General features: G+C 57.4%; 14 protein-coding genes and 1 pseudogene. 2 read left to right on the top strand and 13 right to left on the bottom strand.

Going from position 1 to position 14,310, the window contains the following annotated elements; translation table 11 throughout:
- Window positions 1–6 precede the first annotated feature (6 nt).
- The 4 genes from ACWAT4_RS12135 to ACWAT4_RS12120 all read right to left on the bottom strand — a co-directional run bounded on the left by ACWAT4_RS12135 (window position 7) and on the right by ACWAT4_RS12120 (window position 2,143).
- Complete coding sequence (locus ACWAT4_RS12135; RefSeq protein WP_449730620.1) at window positions 7–405, bottom strand: RidA family protein; 399 nt, start codon at window positions 403–405, stop codon at window positions 7–9.
- A 28-nt stretch (window positions 406–433) separates the two neighbouring features.
- The gene (locus ACWAT4_RS12130; RefSeq protein WP_449730619.1) at window positions 434–1,495 is read right to left on the bottom strand and encodes an Ldh family oxidoreductase; all 1,062 of its coding nucleotides are present in this window, start codon (window positions 1,493–1,495) and stop codon (window positions 434–436) included.
- Complete coding sequence (locus ACWAT4_RS12125; RefSeq protein WP_338310993.1) at window positions 1,495–1,905, bottom strand: cupin domain-containing protein; 411 nt, start codon at window positions 1,903–1,905, stop codon at window positions 1,495–1,497. Before ACWAT4_RS12125 ends, ACWAT4_RS12130 begins: the two co-directional genes overlap by 1 nt.
- Before the next feature lie 64 nt (window positions 1,906–1,969).
- Complete coding sequence (locus tag ACWAT4_RS12120; protein WP_338310995.1) at window positions 1,970–2,143, bottom strand: hypothetical protein; 174 nt, start codon at window positions 2,141–2,143, stop codon at window positions 1,970–1,972.
- Between the two features lie 298 nt (window positions 2,144–2,441).
- Between ACWAT4_RS12120 and ACWAT4_RS12115 the strand changes: the two genes are divergently transcribed.
- Window positions 2,442–3,404 carry a Bug family tripartite tricarboxylate transporter substrate binding protein gene (locus ACWAT4_RS12115; protein WP_449730618.1) on the top strand — a complete coding sequence of 321 codons (963 nt, stop codon included), beginning with the start codon at window positions 2,442–2,444 and terminating at the stop codon, window positions 3,402–3,404.
- A 47-nt stretch (window positions 3,405–3,451) separates the two neighbouring features.
- On the opposite strand, the gene ACWAT4_RS12110 is transcribed toward ACWAT4_RS12115, so the two are convergent.
- From ACWAT4_RS12110 to ACWAT4_RS12085, 6 genes and pseudogenes are all read right to left on the bottom strand, one after another.
- The gene (locus ACWAT4_RS12110; protein WP_449730617.1) at window positions 3,452–5,059 is read right to left on the bottom strand and encodes an ATP-dependent acyl-CoA ligase; all 1,608 of its coding nucleotides are present in this window, start codon (window positions 5,057–5,059) and stop codon (window positions 3,452–3,454) included.
- 90 nt (window positions 5,060–5,149) lie between these two features.
- Window positions 5,150–6,043: a polysaccharide deacetylase family protein gene (locus ACWAT4_RS12105; RefSeq protein WP_449730616.1), complete on the bottom strand. Its 894-nt coding sequence runs from the start codon at window positions 6,041–6,043 to the stop codon at window positions 5,150–5,152.
- A gap of 110 nt (window positions 6,044–6,153) precedes the next feature.
- Window positions 6,154–7,161, bottom strand: coding sequence for a GntR family transcriptional regulator (locus tag ACWAT4_RS12100; RefSeq protein WP_449730615.1), 1,008 nt, complete (start codon window positions 7,159–7,161; stop codon window positions 6,154–6,156).
- 134 nt (window positions 7,162–7,295) lie between these two features.
- A pseudogene (gene gfa / locus ACWAT4_RS12095) lies at window positions 7,296–7,850 on the bottom strand (S-(hydroxymethyl)glutathione synthase); the annotation flags it as partial.
- Window positions 7,851–7,882: 32 nt separating this feature from the next.
- The gene (locus ACWAT4_RS12090; RefSeq protein WP_449730614.1) at window positions 7,883–8,992 is read right to left on the bottom strand and encodes an S-(hydroxymethyl)glutathione dehydrogenase/class III alcohol dehydrogenase; all 1,110 of its coding nucleotides are present in this window, start codon (window positions 8,990–8,992) and stop codon (window positions 7,883–7,885) included.
- Window positions 8,993–9,071: 79 nt separating this feature from the next.
- Window positions 9,072–9,887: an aspartate/glutamate racemase family protein gene (locus tag ACWAT4_RS12085; RefSeq protein ID WP_449730613.1), complete on the bottom strand. Its 816-nt coding sequence runs from the start codon at window positions 9,885–9,887 to the stop codon at window positions 9,072–9,074.
- 265 nt (window positions 9,888–10,152) lie between these two features.
- Between ACWAT4_RS12085 and ACWAT4_RS12080 the strand changes: the two genes are divergently transcribed.
- Window positions 10,153–10,722: a hypothetical protein gene (locus ACWAT4_RS12080; RefSeq protein WP_449730612.1), complete on the top strand. Its 570-nt coding sequence runs from the start codon at window positions 10,153–10,155 to the stop codon at window positions 10,720–10,722.
- 11 nt (window positions 10,723–10,733) lie between these two features.
- Here ACWAT4_RS12080 and ACWAT4_RS12075 read toward each other — a convergent pair whose 3' ends face one another.
- From ACWAT4_RS12075 to ACWAT4_RS12065, 3 genes are read right to left on the bottom strand one after another with little or no spacing between them, the layout of a single operon-like run.
- Complete coding sequence (locus ACWAT4_RS12075) at window positions 10,734–11,471, bottom strand: ABC transporter ATP-binding protein (RefSeq protein ID WP_449730611.1); 738 nt, start codon at window positions 11,469–11,471, stop codon at window positions 10,734–10,736.
- Window positions 11,471–13,240: a branched-chain amino acid ABC transporter ATP-binding protein/permease gene (locus ACWAT4_RS12070; RefSeq protein ID WP_449730610.1), complete on the bottom strand. Its 1,770-nt coding sequence runs from the start codon at window positions 13,238–13,240 to the stop codon at window positions 11,471–11,473. The genes ACWAT4_RS12075 and ACWAT4_RS12070 overlap by 1 nt, the downstream gene beginning before the upstream one ends.
- Window positions 13,237–14,280: a branched-chain amino acid ABC transporter permease gene (locus ACWAT4_RS12065; RefSeq protein ID WP_449730609.1), complete on the bottom strand. Its 1,044-nt coding sequence runs from the start codon at window positions 14,278–14,280 to the stop codon at window positions 13,237–13,239. Before ACWAT4_RS12065 ends, ACWAT4_RS12070 begins: the two co-directional genes overlap by 4 nt.
- Window positions 14,281–14,310 lie beyond the last annotated feature (30 nt).

Genomic DNA, 14,310 nt, shown 5'->3' with positions numbered 1-14,310 from the left:
CTCTTGCTAAGCACTAGGTAGCACGGCGATGGCGTTGATCTCGATAAGATAATCGGGATGCGTCATCTTGCAGATTTCGACCATGGTAGAGGCCGGCAGCGGAGGCTTGAAGTATTCCCTGCGAACGGCGTGGATTGCGTCGAAGTGCTCCATGTTTCGCACATAGACATCTACGCGCACGACGTCCTCGAGCGAACCGCCCGCAGCCTCCACCGCAGCCTTGATATTCTCGCAAACCTGTCGGGTTTGCGCGCTCACGTCGCCCACTCCGGCGATAGTGCCATCCGGCTTCCGGGCAGTCATGCCCGAAACAAAGAGAAGCCTTCCACCAGCCTCGATAATGGTTGCCTGTGAGAAGTGACCGTTCGGTTGCCTGAGCTTGTCCGTCGTGATCTGTTTCTTCATGATGACTATTCCTTTTAGTGCTTGTGAATCAACCGATTGCAACACCGACCTTCATCGCCGCCTCGGCCAGGCTGCGCATCGTTTCCGGACTAACGTTGCAAGTGCCGGCGCTTTTCTTGGTCATTGCGTGAACCAACTCGCCAGGGGCGTAGACACGCTCAATACCGGGCGCGCGCTTGGACGACGAAATACGGCGCAGCTGTGTATCGACGCGCGACTTGAAGTCTTTCTCGGCCGCGAAGTGGGAAACGTCGATCGCAATGAACAACTGGCTGCAATTGTAGGGCTGCGATGCGTCGCCATACAATGGCCTGACCTCCGCACCGACGGCGCCGCCGGAAAGACCTCCACTCAGCATGTCGATCATGAACGCGAGTCCAAAGCCCTTCGGGCCGGCGGCCGGTAGCAACATCCCCCTGATTGCTGCGCTTGGATCGGTGGTGGAGCGCCCTTCCGAGTCCGCGGCCCACCCCTCTGGAATCGGATTTCCGGCCGCGGCAGCCAACCGAATTTTCCCCATCGCCGTAGCGCTCATGGCAAGGTCGACTTCGGCCGGGTAGTCACCCAGGGTAGGCAATGCGATCGCGATGGGATTATTTCCAACGAGCGCTTCGGCGCCTCCCGGAGCGGGCATTAGCGGCCGAGTATTCGACATCACGATACCGATGCATCCTTCGCCGGCGATCATACGAGCGTACCGTCCGGCAGTACCGAAATGAAAGGCATTACGCACCGCCACCGCGGCAAGACCGGCCTTGCGCGCCCGCGACGCCGCAAGCAGCACGGCCTGCCGTGCTGTCAACTGGCCAAATGCGTTGGCGGCATCGATAACAATAGCCCCATCCTGATCTTTTACGATTTCGCCGGCCGGCCGTTTTGAGATGGAGCCGCTCAAAAGACGATCCAGATACATTGGGACCAACATCACGCCATGTGACGGCACACCCTCGAGATCTGCCGCCACGAGGTCTTCGCCGACCACCTCAGCATCTTCACGACGAACTCCTGCCGCGGCAAAGATCGACACAACATCACGTACCAAGCTGGCAGCATCGACCGCGACGGCCGGCTTTGGACTGGCCGCCGTCATTATCGAGCATCCTGATCATTATCGTACCAGCTCGGGCGCTGGGGGTAGTGCGGGCCATCATAGATCTCAACGACGACCGTATCCTCATGCGCGATCGTTGGGCCGTGAACGTTGCCCTTCGGATTCCAGTAGAACGAGCCCGGCCTGAGCACCAAGCCATTGTGTTTGTATTCATAGTGCCCCTCCAGCACGAACATGAACTGGTTCGATGCGTGCATGTGGGGCTCTGGAATGCTGGTACCTTTGTCGAATTTAATCAAACAGATCGAGGCACCCGAAGCATCATCCCGCCAAAGCACTTTTTCATAGACTCCCTTGAGGGATTTCGGACGCCATTCCTGCTCGTTGCTCTTGATAAGCACCTCGTCGAGCTTCGGCATGTTCTCAGGCATTTGCGGTTGCGTGGTCACGTTGGGATTCTCCCGGGTTACGTCTCAAGTTTGATGTTATTCCGTCTCGCCAACCCGCGGCTGCTCAGCCGTCCTTGCGTTTGAACCAGCGCATGAATGGGAACGAACTAATTTTCGCGATGCACGTATCGGCAAGCTGCTGCCGGATGAACGCCGCGACGAAGTGTCCCCACTCCACGAGCCCCCGTTCGCTTTCGCGAGATATCGTGTCGTCGGTGCCTGCTCCGTTAAACGGCATCGCCAACTCTCCTGCGCCCACGCGAAGGCAGGCGCGTCGGCTGCAACAACGCCAGTTCCACTGGGGAGCTCTGTAACTTCAGCTTGCACAACACCTGAAATATCTGAATTATCGTCTTTGTCAATCGACCTTGAAGGCAGGGAATCGGCCTCGACCACGTTGAGTTCGCGGCGCACCAAGAGGTCGCTGCTGATCCGCGGTTTTGGGGAAGCTTGGCATCCGGGCCGACAGAATCTGCATAGAGGTCGAAATGACTGTGAGAATGATGTTGTAGTGCTTTTCGAAGTGAGGATTCACGATGTATCGCGCCTTATTCGCGACTGCTTTTCTTGCGGCGACCTGCGCAATGGCTTCCGCGGACCCGTTTCCTAATCATCCGGTCACGATCATCTCGCCTTATCAGGCAGGCGGGACGAGCGATATCATTGCACGAGCCTTAGCTCAGAAACTCCGGCAGATGTGGTCGCAGCCGGTGGTTGTTGAAAATCGACCCGGGGCCAACGGCGCAATCGGTGTGCAGGCGGTGGTTCGGGCGCCAGCGGACGGCCACACGTTGCTCGCCGTTGCGTCGAGCGCACTGACCTCCAATCCGTCTGTTTTCCAGAACTTGAGTTATGACGTTAGGCGCGACCTTGCGCCTGTCACAAGGACGGGACAGGTCCCCAATGTCCTTGTTGTAAACCCATCGGTGCCGGCGGCGACGGTGAAGCAATTGATCGCCCTCGCGAAAGAGAACTCTGGCAAAGTTAGTTATGCTTCCCAAGGCATAGGATCGAACGGTCATCTCAACGGAGAGATGTTCGGAATGCGAACGGGGATCAGCCTGCTACATGTGCCTTACAAAGGCAGCGCGCCGGCCGTTACAGACCTGATCGGCGGGCAGGTCCAGGTGATGTTCGACAATTTGCCGTCGGTATTGGCCCAAATCGAAGCCGGTAAACTCCGGGCGTTGGCGGTAACCACAGGGAGGCGCAGTCCGCTTCTCCCTGACGTTCCGACTTTGACTGAAGCTGGAATAGCGAACTTCGACACGAGCGCGTGGTTTGCGATAATGGTCGCCCACAGTACCACGGACGAGATACGCCTGAAATTGGAGGATGCATTTAGATCGGCCCTGGCCGACCCCGAGACCAAGGCTCAACTGGTAGCAGCGGGAGTTGAACCTCTTGGAAAGGGCGCAGCCGATCTGGCAGATAAAATTGATGCCGATACTGCGATCTGGAAGGAGGTTATCGAAGCCGCAAAGATCAAGGTGGAGTAGGACGGGACCGGTCAAGCAGATTGCACAGGCCCGCGCAGCAGGCCGATCTATCGTTGCAATTTCGGGCCTGCCACCTCGCGGTCCCACGTGGCCTCAGTTTTACCTCGCTCCCGCAATTTGAATTTCTGAACCTTGCCGTTTTCGGTCCGCGGAAGATCCGAGACGAATTCAATGAAACGGGGGATGGCAAAGTACGAAAGTTTTCCTTGGCAAAACCGCACCACATCTTCCTCCTGGATTGCCGCGGAATCCTTCAGTACGATCGCAGCCATCACCTCGTCTTCGGCCAAGTCAGAGGAGACGGGGAACACCGCAGCAAGTCCAATTGATGGGTGGGACAGCAGAACTTGCTCGACCTCATAGGACGAGACGTTCTCTCCGCGGCGACGAATGGTGTCCTTCAGCCTATCGATGAAACGGAAATAGCCGTCGGTCGTTCGCACGAGCCTGTCGCCGGTGTGCAACCAAAGATTTCGCCAAGCCTCGACTGTTTTGTCGGACATCCCGTAGTAGCCCGAAGCCATCGCAAATGGCTCTTTCGCTCTCAGAAGGAGCTCGCCTGGCTGACCGTCATCGACCGGATTGTCATCTTCATCAACAATAACCGCCTCGAAACCATCCATTACTTTACCGGCATATCCCGGTTTCCGGCAATCCATCGTCGAACAGATTACCGCGTTGCTTTCGGTTGAGCCAAAGCCGTCCAATAGGGCAATGCCGGTGCGCCTTTCGAATTCCACGCTTGCCTGCTCGGGCACGCCTGGCGCAAGTGCGCAGCGTACCGAGTGCTGTCTTTCGTTCTTGCCTTCGGGCCTCGAAAGCAGCATAGGCACCATCGCCCCCAACACGTACGTGACCGTCGCACCCGAGCGCTCTAGGGCTTCGTAGAAATTCGAAACCGAGAACCGCACTTCCACAACCTGCGTTGCGCCGTGCAACAGCGCTTGGAAGAAGCAGTTCAGGGCGTTGGTGTGAAAGAGCGGCAGGGTAGTGTGCAGAACATCGCGCTCGACGAGGCCGAGGGCCTTGCCGGTATACACGCCCCACCAAAAGAACTGTGCGTGTGGGCAAACAACACCTTTGGACGGACCTGTGGTTCCCGACGTGAAGAGGATCGTCAGAGGTTCTGAGGGCTTGATGACAGCCGGCTTTGCAGGGCCGCCTGGCCCAGGGAAAGGGCTTATCTTGATCGAAAGAGACTTCAGCACGCTCACCGAAGTGTCTCCCAGCACCCAAGCTTCATTGAGTGGCAGAACGCTGAGATCGAGCCCATCGAGCACGGGTAGGAACTCGGCCTCGATGAAGATCAGCCGGGCTCCGGAAGTGCTGAGCATGTGCTGGAGTTGAAGGCCTCGTGCCGCGGTATTCATTGGGACGCTGATGGCCCCCATCCAGGCGCAGCCCAAGAACACAGCCATAAATTCCGGCTTGTTGCTGCAAAACATTGCGACGCGATCGCCAGGAGCAATACCCGCTTCGTGGAGGCGAAAAGCGTATGCTCCGGCCATATCCCTACAGTCGCGATAGGTCCATGATGCGCCTCCACAGACGAAAAGATCTCGGTCTCCGAACCGAGCGGCCTGCTTTTCAAGTATGGCCGCCGTTGTTCGTTCGCCAGCGTGGAAATTTGCAACGAGCGCCTGCGCCTCGACCACGGGCGACCTCCCAAAGCTGAAGGAGGACTGCTGCGTTCCTCCATATGCTCGAGGAGTACGCCTCGAAAGTTTAAAATGTCAAGTGATATATCAGTCCGTAGGAAGCGATGCCTGCGCTGCGCTCCATTGGAATATCTCTTCCGGGGTCGCGAACCAAACGTTATCCGCCTTCAGAATGTAGTCCAAAGCCTGCTCAAAATATCTCAATCGATGTGGCGCGCCGATGATGTACGGATGAATACTCATGGACATAACGCGAGGCTGCGTCTCACCCTCATGATAGAGGCGATCAAACTGATCAGTCACGCGCGTAAGCCAGGCGGATGATTCATGTTGGTGTGCAACCATCAAGGGCAAATCGCCCATCTCGACGGAGTATGGGATCGAGAAAATGTCGCCGCTCTTCGTGCGCATTCGCACAGGATGGTCGTCCAACGGCCAGTCGACAACAAACTTGAAGCCTGCTGCAGCCAGATGATCCAAAGTTTCCGGCGTCTCGTGCAAGCCAGGCCCAAGCCACCCGAGAGGTGGCTTGCCAGAATAAGCGCGGATAACGTCGAAAGTACGTTTAATGTCTGCCGATTGATCGGGCAGAAGGTGCACTGGCCGCTGGTGATATCCATGGCCCATGAAATTCCAACCCGCCTCCTGCACCGCGCGGGCAACCGGCTCGTATTCTGATTCTAAAACCTTGCCGTTTATGGCGGCGGATGCCTTTAGCCCGCGCGCGGAGATGCTATCCCTCAACCGCCAAAAGCCAATGCGCATTCCATATTCGTGCCACGACCAGTTAGGTACGTCCGGCACAACGGCCGCGCCCCCCGGGGCCCCGAAGTACTGGCGGGGAACCGGTTGATCAAACGCCCACGCCTCTATGTTGACGATCAAATATACTGCCACACGTGCTCTATTGGGCAGTTCAAGGCGAGGTCGTTGATTGATCGGACTAAAGCCGAATCTCTTTAGCGGAAGCTCTTTCGACAACAGCGCGCCCCTGTTCCGACGTCATGGGCCGATAGGATCTACGACATCCCGATGGGCAGATCGAACCATGGAGCAGCCGTACAGTATTTCACGTAAAATATCAAGTGATGTCACTGCACTGGCGTACCTAACGGGCCGAAATGATCCGAGGGGCGCCGAAGAGCATTGGGTGAGTTGTGTTGAATTTTTTCGAGCCTATCGCGCACGGCCTGAATATGCTCGCGCATATGTTGGGCCGCAGCATCCTCGTCTCCAGCAATAATTGCTTGCGCGATCGCCGCATGCTGCCGATTGGACGTTTTCACGTCGATGGTTTGCCACAAGTTCAAATACCAAAAACGAGTAGAACGCTCATGCAGCCGTCGAGCAAATTCGCTCATCTCGATATTGCCCGCTAGCGACGCTACCTCTTGGTGGAAGCGACGGTCATTTACGGTAAAGGCGGCGATGTCTGGCGGATTTTGTTTTGGATCCGTTGCGGTTGCGAGGCTCTTGAGCCGATCGAGAATTGACGCATCCACTCCCTGTTTTGCTCGGCGCGCCGCTCCTCGTGCTAGTTCCGGCTCGACCGTCAATCTCGAATCGAGGATCTTTATGATTTGAGCAAAGCTATCGGGCTGGACGACAATGCCCTTTCGGGGAAGGATTTCCACCAATCCCTCCACTTGCAACCGCTGCAATGCCAAATGGACCGGCGTGCGACCCAGATTAAGATTGGAACAAATCGCCGCCTCGTTTAGATACTGGCCCGGAAGGAAATGGAGCATCAAAATGCGCTCCTTGATCTCCTCATATGCTTGCGTCACCAGTGAAGGAGACTGCTCTGCCTTCTTGCTGGGTGGTTTTGGGGCGGCCGCCTTCGTTTTACGCGTCTCTACCTTGCTCTGCTTCGCCATTGCGATCGTCTGACCTTCTTTTTGACCTGCAATTGTGCCATGTGGCACCACACGTGAACCTTCAGATTTCAGTCTCGATCCATACCACGTAAAATATCTCAGGAACACCTCAGAGTGGAAATTGAACAGGAATCGCCCTTTCCAACTTTCCCAGTTGGGCCTCCTTGGGAGGGTCGCGCATCCTGTGCCCAGGGTGGTTTCCTGCTGGATGAGGATATCCACGCACCTGGGCACCCTGCTTCTTGGATCGGGGGCGATCATCCTGAATTAAAGCGCCGGAGCCGCTTTACGCTCGAGCTTGCGTCACTTGGTGCGAGGACAATTTGTTCGGCCTGATCGCCCCATTCAGCCCCCCCCCTCGCCTTCACCACATGGGTCGCGATCGCGTCCATCAGAGGCGGCGACAGACAGTCATAGGGCTCGAGCCCGATCTCCTTCAGCCGCGAACGAATGCCCACCATCTGCTCCGGCTTCACGCCGGATTCGATCACGGAGGAGACGAAGGCGGCGAATTGCGGCGCCTGCGAGCCCTGCTCCTGGAACAGCTCGGGATGGACGAAGTCGAGGCCGTAGAACGGGTGGCCCTTGTTCTCGATGCGACCGTACATGTGGGTGCCGCAGGCCTTGCAGGCGTAGCGCTGGATCACCGCGGAGGGATCGACGATCTGGAGCTTGTCGCCGTTCTCGAGCACCGTGACGTTCTGGCGCGGGACCACGGCAACGACCGAGAAGTTCGCGCCCTGCGGCTTCCAGCATTTTGTGCAGCCACAGGCATGATTATGGGCTACGTCGCCCTTGATGCCGACCTTGACCGGATGATCGCTGCATTTGCAGACGAGCGTGCCGCCGGCAAAGCTGCCGCTGCCCTGTTTGAGGCCGTTGTCGATCGAGGGGTGGAGTGCAACAGTCATGGGTCGATCCTCCTTGGGGTGACGGTTTCGAGCTAGAACACGACGACTGAACGGATGGATTTGCCCTCGTGCATGAGGTCAAAGCCCTTGTTGATCTCCTCGAGCTTGAGCACGTGGGTGATCATCGGATCGATCTGGATCTTTCCGTTCATGTACCAGTCGACGATCTTCGGCACGTCGGTGCGGCCGCGGGCGCCGCCGAAGGCCGTACCGCGCCAGTTGCGCCCGGTGACGAGCTGGAACGGGCGGGTGGCGATCTCCTTGCCGGATTCGGCAACGCCAATGATGATCGAGGTGCCCCAGCCGCGATGGCAGGCTTCCAATGCCTGGCGCATCACCGTGGTGTTGCCGGTGCAGTCGAAGGTGTAGTCGGCGCCGCCGTCGGTGAGGCCGACGAGGTGCTGAACGATGTCGCCGGTGATCTTCTTCGGGTTGACGAAGTCGGTCATGCCGAACCTGCGACCCCATTCCTCCTTGGAATCATTGATGTCGACGCCGATGATCTTGTCGGCGCCGGCCATCTTGGCGCCCTGGATGACGTTGAGGCCGATGCCGCCGAGGCCGAACACGACCACGTTGGAGCCCGGCGTGACCTTCGCGGTGTTGACGACCGCGCCGACGCCGGTGGTGACGCCGCAGCCGATGTAGCAGCTCTTGTCGAACGGGGCGTCCTCGCGGATCTTGGCGACCGCGATCTCGGGCAGCACGGTGAAGTTCGAGAAGGTCGAGCAGCCCATGTAGTGGTAGATCGGCTTGCCCTTGTAGGAGAAGCGGCTGGTGCCGTCGGGCATCACGCCCTTGCCCTGCGTTGCGCGGATCGCAGTGCAGAGATTGGTTTTCTGGCTGAGGCAGCTTTTGCACTGCCGGCATTCCGGCGTGTAGAGCGGGATGACGTGGTCGCCCGGCTTCACCGAGGTCACGCCCGGGCCAATCTCGCGGATGACGCCGGCCCCCTCATGTCCGAGGATCGACGGGAAGATTCCCTCGCTGTCGAAGCCGTCGAGCGTATAGGCGTCGGTATGGCAGATGCCCGTCGCCTTGATCTCGACCAGGACTTCGCCGGCCTTCGGGCCTTCCAGATCGACCTCGACGATCTCGAGCGGCTTCTTGGCTTCGAAAGCAACGGCGGCACGTGTCTTCATCGGTAGCTCCTCAAATCGAGATGTAGCCTTGGCTTCGGCCCACCGTTTTCCCTGCAAAAGGGTATTTGACGCGATGACCCTAGGCGTTCGACCTTGGCACTCTTCCTCCCTGGATCAGTTCTTTGAATTGACTACGAGCGCCATCGCTGGGAAGCCGAAAGCTAGGGCCACGACCCGGTTCAATTCCATCTATCCGGTGTAGTTGCGCCCACAGCTCGGCTGTCTTTAGGGCGACCGACGCGCAGTTAAGGACCGGCGCGCGATCAATTCGGCACTCCCGCTCTCCAGCAATCAGCAAACCTGGCAAGACACCCGCTGGAATTATAACGTCTGCGCCAGCGGCAAGCAGCGGATCCGCACACTTGCGAAACTGCTCGATCATGCGCTGCCTAGCCCCCGCATCGCCAGCAAAGGCGGCCGAAAAGTCTTCCGGACGACAACCCAGACCAGCAACCTTGACCACGCGACCTTGAACTCCGTACCGCTCAGCCTGCTCGAGGTGCCAGACTTCGAAGTCGGGATCGAGAGTAACAAGACCTAGCCGACGTCCAAGCTGCAGACCGGCGAGGATACTCGCCTCGCCAGCACCGACGACGGGTATCCGAACAGAAGACCTTAGTTCGTAGAGGCCCGGATCTTGAAAATGGCCAATGACCACCGCGTCAAAGCCAGCCTCTTCGGCCCAAATCCCGTTGTCCACCGCCAGAATCGAGCAACGAAATTCGCTCAACCTTGAAATGTCGCTGTCGGGCGGCGACATTCCGTGCACCTCGACCTGAACGCCTGGCGCCGAAACGTTTGCGAGATACTGTGACAGACGCACGAGATAGGCATCATTCATCGATCGATCAACGAAGCTCTGCCAGTAAATCCGGATAGGCTTTTGGTCGTTCATGAGATCGGCTCCGCTACCATGGCGAACGACTCAGTCGTCTTGCGCCTTTCGCTGTCACTTGATATATCAGATGATACTTGAATGAAACGGCTTTTCCGCCTGGGATCGGCATTGCTGCGCCAAAAGCAGAATGAGATGAACGATGATTACGTGGTTTTGCGAATGGAGAGACGTTGGTGGGTCAAGGACGGGCGTGTCCGACTCTGACGTCCGAGCGATCACGTCTCTCGTCCGGATCTGCAAGCCAATCGAGAGTGCGACGCTCATGCGGCCTGCTCCCGCTGTGGATCCCCATTACCAGGACACCAGCAAGTCGTCCTGTCTCGTGATGCAAATCGATTTTCGCGACGCACTTTCTCTCGAAACTGCCCTGACAAGATCGGGACCGCTAGCCGCGCTGTGCGAGCCAATGCTTTTCCCGAGCCTTAGCGATCTCAAGCCTACGCAGGAAATCATGCTTGGCAGGAACTATCCGGTCGCCAAACGAGCGCAATCGGAGGACCAGGAGATTGCATACCTAGTCACTTACTCAGGTCAGGCTCGGGACGAATTGTCCTGGCACACCGGCTACCTCGGCCGGCACCGCGTCCTTCTGACCAAACTTGTCGGTATCAAACAGTTAGAAGTATTTACACCGGCGATTGCGGTATCAGGCCTGCCTATTCCATTCGTACGCTCGCTACAAAGAAATAGGACCATCTTCGATTCAGCGGATGCAATGAAGGAGGCGATGTTATCGGAGGTTCGCACCGAGTTACGATCTGATTTCGAGACCTTCCCGCCTTACGAGGGCGAGGCTCGACACGAACCCTTTTCTCTCGTGAGGATCGTTTAAAGCCAGGACAATCAACTTACCGGTAAGGATCCAGCGGCGCGGGTGCCGCCGAGATAGGCTGCGATAAGCTTTGGATCGTGAATCAAGGCCTCGGATGACCCCGATTGGACGATCTCGCCTGTCTCAAGCACGTATCCAAAATCCGCTGTATTAAGCGCCGCCCTGGCGTTCTGCTCGATCACCAATACGGAAACTCCGAGCCCGCGCAGTGCCGCAATGGTGCGGAAGATCTCCGCGACAATCAGTGGCGCGAGTCCAAGGCTTGGTTCGTCTAAGAGGAGAACCTTTGGCTTCGCCATCAGCGCTCGCCCAAGCGCAAGCATCTGACGTTCGCCGCCCGACAACGTGCCAGCGAACTGACTTAGGCGTTCTTTTAATCTTGGAAATCGGTCGTAAACATCATCCAGATCAGCCTTGCGATTACGACGATCCCGCCTCAGATACGCGCCAAGAAGTAAGTTGTCTTGAACTGACATTTCGGAGAACAGCTCGCGCTTTTCCGGAACGAGGCAAAGACCACGTGCGACCCGCTCCTCGACCGTGAGGTTGGATATGTCGGCCCCCTCAAAGTAAACGCGGCCGTGCGATCCCAACAGACCGATAGTCGCGAGAAGGAGTGTGGTCTTTCCTGCGCCGTTGGGCCCCAGCAGCGTCACGATCCTGCCAGGCTCGACATGCAGCGACACGTTGCGGACAACCTCGACCTTGCCGTAGCTAACGCTCACTTTATCGATCGAAAGTATCGCCATTAGACGGCAACCCCAAGATACGCTTCCTGGACGCGCGGATCATCGACAATCTCGGCAGGTCGCCCCTCGCAGAGCTTGGAGCCGAAGTCCATGACGACTACGCGATCGGCGAGGCCCATCACGAATTCCATGTCGTGCTCGACCAGAAAGATGGTGACCCCTTCTGCTCGCAACGCTCTAAGCAGTTCTCCAAGTCGTTGCTTCTCGTTCCGCCGAAGCCCCGCAGCAGGCTCGTCCAGCACGAGGAGCAGCGGATCCGCCGCCAAGGCACGCGCAATCTCCAGAATCCGCTGATTTCCGAGGGCCAGATTTCCAGCTAGCTCCAGAACGTCCCGACCAAGACCGACACGCTCCAGTTGATGAAGGGCATCGGCCGTTGCCCGCGCCTCTTCCTGACGGTCCAGTCTAAACGCGCCACTGAAAATCCCGGCGTTAGTGCGCGGATATGTCCCGAGCAAGACGTTGTCGAGAAGCGTCATGGTCGGCCGCAATTTGACATGCTGAAAGGTGCGTGCGATGCCTTCTCGTGCAATGCGGGCCTGCGATTGACCAGCGAGAGACCGACCGCAAAAGATCACATCCCCCGAATCGTATCTCAGGGCGCCCGTAATCAGATTGAACAGAGTGCTTTTTCCTGCCCCATTTGGACCAATGAGGGCCAGAATCTCTCCAGAATTGACTTCAAATGTCACGCCATTGACTGCGATCAGGCCACCGAACCTACGGACCAGCTTCCCGACCTTGAGCAATTGTGTGCCTGGCTTAAGTTGCTGGCGACGTGGCAAGGATCCATTGCCTTTGGGAATAGCTTTGGGCCGCATTGGCATCAGGCGAGCCAGAAACGGCACAAGCCCCTGGCGCGCGCGCTGTAAAAATACGATGAACAGCGCGGAGAATACGACGAGTTCGAGCTGCCCTGATCCGTTCTTGATCACGAGTGGCAGAAAATCCTGAATGGTATTCTTTAGGTACGTCACGATAGTGCTGCCGGCGACGCCTCCGAGCAAGGTTCCAGCGCCGCCAACCATTGCCATCATGAGGTACTCAATGCCGGCCCCTGCTTCGAACGGTGTAGGACTAACGAAACGGCTTAGATGCGCATAAAGCCAACCAGAAAATGCCGCGAGCAACGCAGCCAGCACAAAGGCAACCAACCTCGCATTAAAGACGTTGATGCCAAGGCTCTCGACGAGAACAGTTCCGCCGCGCAAGGCCCTGAACGAGCGACCAACGCGCGAATCAAGGAGATTGCTTAACAGAAGCAGAACGATGAGTACGATGCCCCAGATAAGGTAGAACATCTGCCAACTCTGTACGAGTTGATAGCTTCCGACCGCGATCGGCGGGACGTTTGCCAGTCCGTTGAAATTGCCAAGACCATCGATATTGCCGAAGAGGAAGCCAATTGCGAGGCCCCAAGCTACAGTACTGAGTGAAAGAAAGTGCCCTTGGAGACGAAGGGTGATCAGTCCGAGGATGGCGGCGACTCCACACGTTAGGGTAACACCAAGCAAAAGACCAACCCAAGGAGACTGGCCCTGGACAACAGAGAGCCACGCGGTGGCATACGCGGCCACGCCAACGAAGGCGGCCTGACCGAACGAAACGATGCCGCAGATTCCAGTCAGGAGCGCGAGGCCGATCGCAACCAAGGAATAGATGCCGACATAATTCAGGAGGGTGATGCTGAAAGGGGGCAAGATCGCCGGCAATCCTCCGAGCAACAAAACGACCGCGGCTATCAGCAGCTTGGATAGCGCGCCGTTCATTCTTCAGCTCCCTCTTCTGAATGCGAGTAGTTGATTGAGCGCCAAAGCAGGATTGGGATAAGGAGAGAGAACACGATAACATCCTTGAGAGCGCTGCTCTGAAAAGAAGCAAAGCTTTCGAGGACACCGACCAAGACTGCCCCGAGAGCGGTGGCAGGATAGCTCGCTAGTCCGCCAATAATCGCCCCTACGAACGCCTTCAGGCCGAGCAGAAATCCAGAGTCGTAGAAGATTGTATTGACTGGAGCGATAAGAATTCCGGACACACCGGCCAGTACCGATCCAACGATGTAGGCAATCGTGCCGGCTCGGGCCGGCTCTATCCCCATTAGGCGCGCGCCAGTTCTATTCATCGCAGTGGCGCGCAGTGATTTTCCCAACATCGTATAATCAAAGAACATAAACAGAGCCGCACTCAACGTCAGAGCTGCAAACACAATGATCAACGACTGGCCCGACAGCTGGATTGGCCCCATGACCAAGGACATGGCGGTGAGAGGCTGCGTTCGAACACCCTCTGGACCGAAAAACAGAAGGCCAAGACCTACGAGGGCAAAGTGAAGGGCCATGGACACAATAAGCAACAGCAGCACGCTGGCGTCCGCGATCGGACGAAAGACGATCCGATCGAGCAGAGGCGCTACCGGAACCATGAGAGCCAACGCGGTTAGTATCTCAAGTGGCATCGGCAAATTCAAAGTGAGCGCAAGCCACGTCGCCCCGACAATCAGGAGCGGAAGCACGAGGTACATCATCAATGCTCGCGGGATTTCCCGATATCGCGCTCCGCGAAGCAGACCAGCGACCTCGACCAGCGTTGCTAGACAGGCCAGTGCGACCACTAAACCTATTGTTCCAGGAACTTGCCCGGTCTCGATTGCCGCTAGTGTCAATACTGTGAACGCGGCAATGTCGCCGAAAGGTATGTAGATTACCCGAGTGACACTGAATATCAGTACCGTGCCGATAGCGACCAGAACGTAGATTGCGCCCGTAGCAACACCGTCAATCGCGAGAATTGCGACAATATCGCTGGTCATAGGATGTAGGAACTCGCCTGTTGCGTCGTT

The organism is Bradyrhizobium sp. T-1, assembly GCF_053592855.1.
The sequence above is the reverse complement of the archived record's forward strand: the minus strand, read 5'-3'. Positions and strand labels throughout refer to the sequence as shown.